Annotated in this window: 7 protein-coding genes; 4 read left to right on the top strand and 3 right to left on the bottom strand. The window is 69.1% G+C overall.

All coding sequences use genetic code 11. From position 1 onward, the window contains the following. Window positions 1-896, top strand: an 896-nt coding sequence (locus ACM9NP_RS23725; RefSeq protein WP_415648998.1) for a hypothetical protein, incomplete at its 5' end; no start/stop codon positions are given. Window positions 897-919: 23 nt separating this feature from the next. Here ACM9NP_RS23725 and ACM9NP_RS23720 read toward each other — a convergent pair. Together ACM9NP_RS23720 and metG are read right to left on the bottom strand one after the other, a co-directional pair. After that, on the bottom strand, window positions 920-1,906 hold the full coding sequence (locus tag ACM9NP_RS23720; protein WP_415648997.1) for a hypothetical protein: 987 nt from the start codon (window positions 1,904-1,906) through the stop codon (window positions 920-922). 232 nt (window positions 1,907-2,138) lie between these two features. Beyond that, entirely contained in the window at window positions 2,139-3,932 is a 1,794-nt protein-coding gene (gene metG, locus ACM9NP_RS23715) for a methionine--tRNA ligase (RefSeq protein WP_415648996.1), read from the bottom strand. A 317-nt stretch (window positions 3,933-4,249) separates the two neighbouring features. Between metG and ACM9NP_RS23710 the strand changes: the two genes are divergently transcribed. Together ACM9NP_RS23710 and ACM9NP_RS23705 are read left to right on the top strand one after the other, a co-directional pair. Beyond that, window positions 4,250-5,095, top strand: a complete 846-nt coding sequence (locus ACM9NP_RS23710) for a hypothetical protein (RefSeq protein WP_415648995.1) — start codon at window positions 4,250-4,252, stop codon at window positions 5,093-5,095. A 149-nt stretch (window positions 5,096-5,244) separates the two neighbouring features. Next, a complete protein-coding gene (locus ACM9NP_RS23705) occupies window positions 5,245-7,545 on the top strand; it encodes a transglycosylase domain-containing protein (RefSeq protein WP_415648994.1) in 2,301 nt (766 codons plus the stop codon). 85 nt (window positions 7,546-7,630) lie between these two features. Here ACM9NP_RS23705 and ACM9NP_RS23700 read toward each other — a convergent pair whose 3' ends face one another. Further along, a complete protein-coding gene (locus tag ACM9NP_RS23700; protein ID WP_415648993.1) occupies window positions 7,631-8,497 on the bottom strand; it encodes an NAD(P)-dependent oxidoreductase in 867 nt (288 codons plus the stop codon). Window positions 8,498-8,631: 134 nt separating this feature from the next. Between ACM9NP_RS23700 and ACM9NP_RS23695 the strand changes: the two genes are divergently transcribed. Next, window positions 8,632-9,006: a winged helix-turn-helix transcriptional regulator gene (locus tag ACM9NP_RS23695; RefSeq protein ID WP_415648992.1), complete on the top strand. Its 375-nt coding sequence runs from the start codon at window positions 8,632-8,634 to the stop codon at window positions 9,004-9,006. The last annotated feature ends 182 nt before the right edge of the window (window positions 9,007-9,188 follow it).

Here is a 9,188-nt window from a genome sequence, read left to right as displayed (position 1 = left end):
GGCTCGATTCGCGCTCGGGGGCGGGGTCCAGTTCGCGCTCGGGGTCGCGCCAGGCGGCGGGGGCGCGCGATCTTCTGGCCATGTTGGACGAGTTGGTGGCGTTCTCCGCGGAGCACTGGGACTTCAGGCACGGAGCCGAACGACACGAGGCGCGGCGACGCCGCTTCGACGGCTCCACCGAGGCCGCGATCACCGACGCGGCGAAGGCCCTCGGTCTCGCCGGACACGAGACGCCGCTACTCGACCGCTATGACCACGTGCTCATCCTCGGCGGTATGGCGCGCGCCTGCCTCGGCCGCACCCGGTACGCCCACGAGGTCCTGCGTTCCGTCGACGCGGGCACCGTTTCGGCGATCGGCGGCTACCGCCCCTTGACGACCGAGGAGCGGGACCTGACGGCCCGGTTCGACGGTGCGTGCCGGTACGAGGTCGACGCCCTGGCCTTGGGCCTGCGCCGGGCCTTCGGTGGGGACGCGCCGACCGGCACGGCGGGCGGCGACCCGGACGTCGACCCACGCACGGCGTGGTGCTCCGTTCGGATCGCCTGTCCCGGCGACATACCGCTCTGGGCAGTGGCGGCGCCGTCCGGCGAACCCGACACCCGACGGGCCAACACGGCCGACACCTGCCGTTTCTGGGCGGAGCACGTCGCGAACCTCACCGGCGGCGAGCGCGTCCTCATCGTCACGTCCGCGATCTACGTGCCGTTCCAGCACTGCGACGCGATCGCGACGATCGGGCTGCCGTACGACTGCGCCGTCGAGACGGTGGGGCACGACCCATCCCTCATGGACGACGACCTCCGGCAGGAACCACCGACGGCCGACCGGTATCTGCAGGAGCTGCGCTCGGCCTTGCGGTCGATGCGGCGGCTGGCGGGCCTCATCGAGGCATGAGCGGCCCGGTCGGCGGCTGAGGACTACTCGGCCAGTGTCCCCAGGACCCCCTCGCACAGCTTGGCGAGCGCGGCCTCGACCTTCGGCCTCTGATCGGCCGCGACACCCTTGACGTCCACTGTGATCATCATGGTGAGGTTTCCGTCCGCTAGATAGAGTTCGACGGTCGAACTGCCGCTGGTCGGTTTCCCCCAGCCGATCTGCAGGCGATCCCATTCCGGGTTGAGGTCGACGTCCTCGGGAGTGGTCTTCGACGACTCCAACCACAAGTCGTACGTGGACGTGGCGCGCTCCGGCGAGTCCGCGGCGATGACCTCGATCTGCATCAACGACTCCGGGTAGTCGCCCTGCGGGTCCCCGAGTTCGATGTCGCAGCGGGCGGTGTTCGGATCGGTCACGTAGTCGTTGTCGGTGATGACGGGGCCGAACAGCGGGGCGATCGCCTCGACCGGCGTCGCGTCGAGTTGCTCGCACAGTCGCTTCTTCATCGCGTACGTCGCGCCGTCCTGCGATCCCGGCTCGGGTTCGGCGGTCGGATCGGCGTCGGGAGGGCTCGTCGTCTCCTCGTCGGCGACGTTGGCGCTCGGTTCGCGGTCGAAGACCCCGATCTCGCCGAGCGTGATCGTGACGCCGGCGAGCACGAGGACGGCGGTGATGGCGCCGATGATCAGGCCGATCGGTTTGCGCTGCTCGGGTGAACCGGTCGACGACGGCTGGACCGGCGGGTCGGTGCTGTACAGAGGGGATGGTTGGGAGGATCCCGCGTACTGCTGATAGGTCGCGTCGGTTGGCGGGTAGGCCTGGCCGGGTTCCGACGGCGTGAACGGTGGCTGGCTCGGATAGGAGCCCGCGGGCGTCGGGCCGCCACCCGGAGGCGACGGGGCGAAGCCCCCGGGAGGGGTGGACTGGCCCATGGACGGTTGCCACTGGCCGGGCGGGGTGGCTTGGCCGGGTTGCTGCGCTGGCGGGTCGAAAGGGGGAGGTTGACCGGGCGGGGGCGAGTACGTCATCGCCCCAGGCTATGTCACAACGTCAATCGGGCGCCCGCGTCGATTCCGTCCCCATTGCTCACGTTCGACAGGAGCGTGGCGCCGTCGACCGAGTGCTATCGGTCGGCCTCGAAACGTCGGCGAGGTCGCCGTTGCCGACGCGATCGATGACACGTAGGCGAGACCCGCGCAAAGGGGAGTCCCCTTCGCGGTGTGCGAAGGGGACTCGGACGAACGTGGTCACCGGCTGGGCTCAGTTCTCCAGCCGCGCGAGTTCTTCGTCGATGATGGACGGATCGAGCTTGGTGAAGATCGGCGTCGGTTTCTCCAGCGGGTGACCGACCTTGATCGGTCGGGACTCCCAGCTCGGAACGTCGGCGTAGTCGCCGGTCAGGACCGGGTAGACGCCGTCGCCGAGCGCCCCCGTGCCGTCCAGGTCGGAGACCTCCTCGATGCGCGGCATGGGGCTGAAGACGCCCTCGCCGCCGAGCAGTTCGTGCACCTTCTGCGAGGAGTGCGGAAGGAACGGCGCCATGAGCGTCTTGCAGTCGTCGACGGCCTGTAGGGCGACGTGGAGGACGGTCGCCATCCTGTCGAGGTCGTCCTTGAGCTTCCACGGCTGGCAGTCGGCGAGGTACTTGTTGACCGCGGTGATCGTCTTCATGGTCTCGCCGATGGCGGCCTTGACCTTGTTGCCCGCCAGGAGTTGCCCGACGGCGCCGAACGCGGCGCGCGTCGTCTCCAGCAGCTCGGTGTCCACATCGATCAGTTCCCCGGCCGGCGGCACCGCGCCGAAGTTCTTCGCGGCCATCGCCACGGACCGGTTGATCAGGTTGCCCCAGCCCGCGACGAGTTCGTCGTTGTTGCGGCGGACGAACTCGGCCCAGGTGAAGTCGGTGTCCTGGTTCTCCGGGCCCGCGACGGCGATGAAGTACCGCAGCGCGTCCGGGTCGTACCGCTCGAGGAAGTCACGGACGAAGATGACGACGCGACGCGACGACGAGAACTTCTTGCCCTCCATCGTCAGGAACTCACTCGAGACGACCTCGGTGGGCAGACGCAGCTCGCCGAGCGCGCCCGGCTTGCCTCCCGTCGCGCCCTGACCGTTGTTTCCGAGCAGGATCGCCGGCCAGATCTCGGAGTGGAAGACGATGTTGTCCTTGCCCATGAAGTAGTAGGACAGGGCGTCCGGGTCCTGCCACCAGCGTCGCCACGCGTCGGCGTCGCCGCTGCGGCGGGCCCACTCGATGCTCGCCGACAGGTAGCCGATGACCGCGTCGAACCACACGTACAGACGCTTGTCGCGACGGTCGCGCCAGCCGTCCAGTGGCACCGGCACGCCCCAGTCGAGGTCCCGCGAGATGGCGCGGGGCTTGAGGTCGTCGAGCAGGTTGCGGGTGAAGCGGACGACGTTGGGGCGCCAGCCGTCTCGCGTGTCCAGCCACGCGTTCAACGCGTCGGCGAACGCGGGCAGGTCTAGGAAGAAGTGCTCCTCCTCGACGAACTTCGGAGTCTCGCCGTTGATGCGCGACTTCGGGTCGATGAGGTCTTCCGGGTCGAGCTGGTTGCCGCAGTTGTCGCACTGGTCGCCCCGGGCGCCGTCGAAACCGCAGATCGGGCAGGTGCCCTCGATGTAGCGGTCGGGCAGCGTCCGGCCCGTCGACGGGGAGATCGCGCCGAGCGTGACCTTGCTCAGGATGTAACCATTGTCATTGAGCGCCGTGAATATCTCCTGCACGGTCGCGTAGTGGTTGCCGGTCGTCGTCCGGGTGAACAGGTCGTAGGACATGCCGAGCGCGGCGAGGTCCTCGACGATGATCCGGTTGTACTTGTTCGCGGCCTCCTGCGGCGTCAGGCCCTCCTCGTCGGCCTGGACGAGGATCGGGGTTCCGTGTTCGTCGGTGCCCGACACCATGAGCACGTCGTGGCCGGCCATTCGCATGTACCGGCTGAAGATGTCGGCGGGGACCCCGAAGCCTGATACGTGACCGATGTGGCGCGGGCCGTTGGCATAAGGCCAAGCGACCGCGGTGAGAACGTGACTCATAACCCGAAAGCATAGAGGCTGTCTCGGTACCCGGCAGATCGGCTACGGCGGCGCCCGAGCGCCATCGGACGCGTCGTCGAAGCCCCCACACTGTTCTTCCGGCACGCCAACGGCGTCGAACACCGGGATGCGGCGCCTTCTCCGGTTTGCCGTCCCGCGCTCCGCACGGTCCGATGACGAGACGGGTTCGCGCCACACGGGGGCGCATGCGCGGCCGTGTGGCGCGAATGTTCTCTATGGACTCAGCGGCGGCGCAGGCCACGCCCGATGATCGGGAATGCCCACATCGGCGGGGATGAACGTGTGAAATAAGCAGAATGTCGGACAAGGGCGGCGACGGGGCACCGAAACAAGGCGACGCGGCGGGCACGGACGGTCGGCCGTTCACGCCGTCATCGGCATGGCCACCCGAACAACCCACCGTGAACGACTGGATCGGTGGCGAATCGTCCTGGCCGCCGCCGCGCGACGCCACCCCCAACCCCGACGACGGCTGCCGCACCCACGCGGACACCCGTGAACCGATCGCCCAGACCGTCGACTACGAGCTGCGCGCGATCGCGCCCATCCAGGCGGCTTGGAACGCCGCCCACGAGGATGCCGCCCCCGCCATGTCCGTTCCCCGCCGCTCGACCCGGATCCGGCCACCGCGCGACGGCGGGCGGCCCGCCTACTCGACCGCGCGGCTCGCGCGCACCTGCTTCGCCGTCGTCGCACTGGCCCTCGTGTCGACGTTCATCGCCTGGGTCTCGGCCGAACCACTGTGGATGAGTGTCGGGCATCGCACCGAGGGCACCGTCACGGTCCGAGACTGTGAGGCAGGAGGCTTCGCGCCGCGCTGCGAGGGCGCGTTCGTCCCCGCAGGGGAACACGCCCAGTCGGCGACGGTCCGCATCAGCGGCGACACCGACGCCGAGCGCGCCGGCGCGGAGCTCGCGGCGATGGCGGTCGGCGACACCCCTCGAACGGTCTATATCGGTACGACGGCCGGGTTGTTCCTGCGCTGGGGGCTCGGTCTGGTGCTGTTGGCCGCCTGCGGGGCCGGGCTCGTCTCCGCGATCGGCGCGTGGCGCATGACCGGCCGGGCGAAGCGGCTGGCGCTGCTCGTCGGCTTCGGTTCGCCGTTCGTCATGTTCCTCGGCGCGCTCGCGCTGACCTGGTGAACCAGGCCGCAGCGGCAACCCCTGCCGCCCATGGCGCGTGTATTCCGCGTAGGTTAGGACGGAGACGTCGAGGTAGGGGGCGCCTACCGACGGTTCTTGCGGGAGGGGACGGCGAAACGCCGTGCCCTTCGTGTGCGTGGAGGTGCATTGTGGCGAAAGACAGGCGTGGGCGACGAGCCTGGTTCCAGTTCAAGCAGCGCTGGCCCGCCGTGTGGCGGTTGCTGCGATTGAGTCTCATCACCGGACTGGCGCTGGCCGCCGGTCTCATGCCGCTCATCGGAATGTCGGGGATGGCCGCCAAGGCCGCCGCCGACAGTTTCATCACACTGCCGCCCGACTTCAGCCTCCCTCCCACCCCCAAAGCCTCCACAGTGTACGCGTCGGACGGTAAGACGGTCGTCGCGAAGTTCGGCGACCAGTACCGCATCGAAGCGGAGTCGGACGAGATCTCCCAGGTGATGCGGGACGCGATCGTCGCCGCCGAGGACGTCCGCTTCTACGAGCACAACGGCGTCGACTCCAAGGGCATCGCCCGCGCCCTCATCGCGAACTTCACCTCCGGCGAGGTGACCGAGGGCGCCTCGACGATCACCATGCAGTACGTCCGCCAGGTGCTCGCCTACAGCGCGACGACGCCGGAGGAGGTGCAGGCGGCGACCGCCACGACGCCGCAGCGCAAGCTCCGCGAGATGCGATACGCGATCGCCGTCGAGCAGGAGATGAGCAAGGACGAGATCCTCACGAACTACCTCAACACCGTCTACTTCGGTCACGGCGCGTACGGCATCGGCGCCGCGGCCCAGGTGTACTTCGACAAGCCCGCCGCCGAGCTCGAACTGGCGGAGGCCGCTCTGCTCGCCGGGCTGGTCCAGTCCCCGAGCGAGTACGACCCCATCTCGGGCGACCCGGACGCCGCCAAGGACCGACGCGGCTACGTCCTCGAACGGATGGAGACCGCGGGCTACATCGACCGCGCGACGGCGAGGGAGATCACCGACGCCGACATCGAACTCGACCCGGGCAAGACCCCCGGCGACGGCTTCGGGGCGCTCGGCAGCGACTACGGCTTCTTCGCCGACTACTTCGAGCATTGGTGGTCGCAGCAGAAGGCGTTCGGCGACACCCCGCAGGAGCGCCTCGGCCTGCTCAACCGGGGCGGGTTCACGATCGTGTCGTCCCTGGACGTCGACCTCCAGCAGGACGCCGAGGACGCCATCGCGGCGAACCAGTCGAAGGACTCGCCGTACGCGCTCGGCTCGGCCGCCGTCGAACCGGGCACCGGTCTCGTCCGCGTCCTCGCCGTCAACCGCAACTACAACCCGGACGCCTCCGAGAACGGCGCGGGCAACTACCCGAACACGACGAATCCCCTGCTCACCGGCGGCAACGACTTCGCCGGATACCAGGCCGGATCGACGTTCAAGATGTTCACGATGCTCGCGGCCCTCGAAGAGGGCATGAAGCTCGACACGACGATCTACTCTCCGCACCGGTACACGACGAAGTACCCCGGCGGCGGCGGGACGTCGTCCTGCGGCATGTACTGGTGCCCCGCCAACGACAACCCGTCGATGACCGGCAGCCACACGATGTGGTCGGCCTTCGGGCGCTCCGTCAACACCTACTTCGTGCAGCTCATCGAACGCGTCGGCGCCGACAAGGCCGTCGAGATGGCCGAACGTCTCGGGCTGACCTGGCGCACCGACGCCGACCAGGCGCAGGCCGACAAGGCCGACACGTGGGGCGCGTTCACGCTCGGCGTCTCGTCGACGACACCGCTGGAGCTCGCGTCCGCGTACGCCACGCTCGCCGCCGACGGCGTCCGCGCGGAGCCGACCCCGGTGGAGCGCATCCTCGACTCGCAGGGCGCGACGCTGACGATGGCGCCTCGCACCGAGAAGGTCCTCGACGTCGAGGTCGCCCGCGCCGCCGTCGACGCCGCCCGGTGCCCCACCGGGTACGGCGCCGCCTCGGGCGGTTGCGGCGGCGGCGGAACCGCGTCCTATGTGTCTGGAATGGTCGGCGGCCCGGTCGCCGGGAAGACCGGAACGACCGACTCGAACTCGACGGCGTGGTTCGCCGGGTTCACGCCGAACCTCGCCGTCGCGTCGTTCATGGCCGACCCGGACAACCCGAGCAACTTCCTCGGCGGCGGCATGACCGGCATGCCGACGAACGTCTCCGCGCGCATCCTCGCCGCGTCGTGGGCCGACGACCCCGACGGCGAGTTCACCGAACCGAAGGACCTCGTCGGGCAGAACCCGTACGGCTGGGGACCGCCGCCCGGAGAGGACGACGGGGACCCCGGCGACGATCCGACCGATCCGGAGACCCCCGGTCCGGGCGGGCCGTCCATCCCCGGTTTCCCCGACCCGAGCGATCCGACTGACCCGGACCCGTCGAACCCCGGTGGTCCGTCGATCCCCGAAGGTCCGTGGCGACGACGCTGACGTTCGCCCCGTCGTCCATGGACGACGGGGCACACCCGCGATCGCTCCGGCGCGGGGCCGACGTCCATCGGCNCCGCGACCGCGCTCACGGGTGACGGATCAGCTCGTACAACGCCGAGGAGCCGAGTTCGCGTCCGCCACCCGCGACCGCGCGGTCGATCAAGGTGCGCGTCGGTTCCAGGTACGCGTTGTCGATTCCGGCGTCACGTCCGGCGCGAACGATCGCGTCGACGGCCTTCTTCGTGAACGCGAGGTTCTGCGCCGGATCGGTGTGCCGACCGGCGTCGATCTCGCGCCCCTCGTCGAACAGGGTTCCGAGGAGGGCTCCGAGCAGGGCGTGGGCGCGCTCGGCGAAGGCGCTCGCCGACATGCCCGCCGTCGACGCGAGCGCCGCGCCGTGCTGGAAGCCGCCGAACATCGTGTACATCGCCGCGAGAAGCGCGAAGTCGACGGTGGCGGCCGTACCCGCGTCCGCGCCGAGATAGTCGGCGGTACCGAAGGTCTCCAACAACGCGCGGTGGGCCTCGAACACCGCATTGTCTCCACTGTAGATAATGTTGCCGGCCTCGGTGCCGATCATCGCCGGGGTCGCCATGATGCCCCCGTCGAGGAACGGGATCTCACGACCGCGCGCCCATTCCGCGAGCGATCGGGATTCGTTGGGCGTCGTGCTCGTCAGGTTGATCAACGCGGTGCCGGACGGTACGGGCGTCGTGTCCACCGTGTCCATCACGGAGGCGTGGTCGAGCAGACAGACGATCACGAGTTCGGCGTCCATCGCCTCGGCGACCGTCGGGACGGACCGCGCGCCGGCGGCGGTCAACGCGGCTTCCTTGCCGGGGGTTCGGTTCCAGACCGTGACGTGATGGTCGGCGTGAACGAGCGCGGTCGCCAGAGCGGTGCCCATCGCACCGAGCCCGAGTACCGACACCCGGTTCGAGATCTTCGACATTGAACAGTCTCCTTGAGATGGTTGATCGCGGTTGGGCGCCCGTCCCCACCGTCGCACCACACCTCCCCATCGACAAGTACCTACTATTTTGTTCGGTACTCACCCGTGAGTAAGCATCGAGTTGAGAGGGCGTCATGGTGACCGAACCGAGATGCGGACCATACTTCTGCGGCATCGACGCGGCTATGGACGTCGTCAGCGGCAAGTGGAAGTCGTTGATCCTGTGGGAGCTCGAGCAGAACGGCCCGCGTCGCTTCGGCGTGCTGCGTCGGGCGTTGACGGGCGTCAGCGAGAAGGTGCTGATCCAGCAGCTGCGCGAGTTGGAGGCCGACGGGATCGTCCATCGTGAGGTGTACCGCGAGGTTCCGCCGCGTGTCGAGTACTCCCTGACGCCGATCGGCTATGAACTCAACGCGGCGCTGATTCCCTTGGGGGTATGGGGAACTCGACGCATGGAGCGAATCGGCGCCGACCGCGTACCGCATATGGACACCGACGCGGCGGCGTGACGCGCGGGTCTCGACGGGAGCGTCGAGCGGGTGAATCGCCTGCGTGCTGCAACGACGGTGTTTCCGTTGCGCCGGACCGCTTCTCGGAACGGCCCTGGCTCCGTTCCCCGGCCGTCGCAGCCGATCCGCCGGGCGGCGAGACGGCCTCTAGAGTGGCCGGATGACGAGCCCACCCCAGCCGC

Origin of the sequence: Stackebrandtia soli (assembly GCF_965137155.1) — a bacterium.
In the GTDB taxonomy this organism is placed as follows: domain Bacteria; phylum Actinomycetota; class Actinomycetes; order Mycobacteriales; family Micromonosporaceae; genus Stackebrandtia; species Stackebrandtia soli.
Note: the sequence above shows the minus strand (reverse complement) of the source record. Positions and strands in the feature narration are given on the sequence as shown.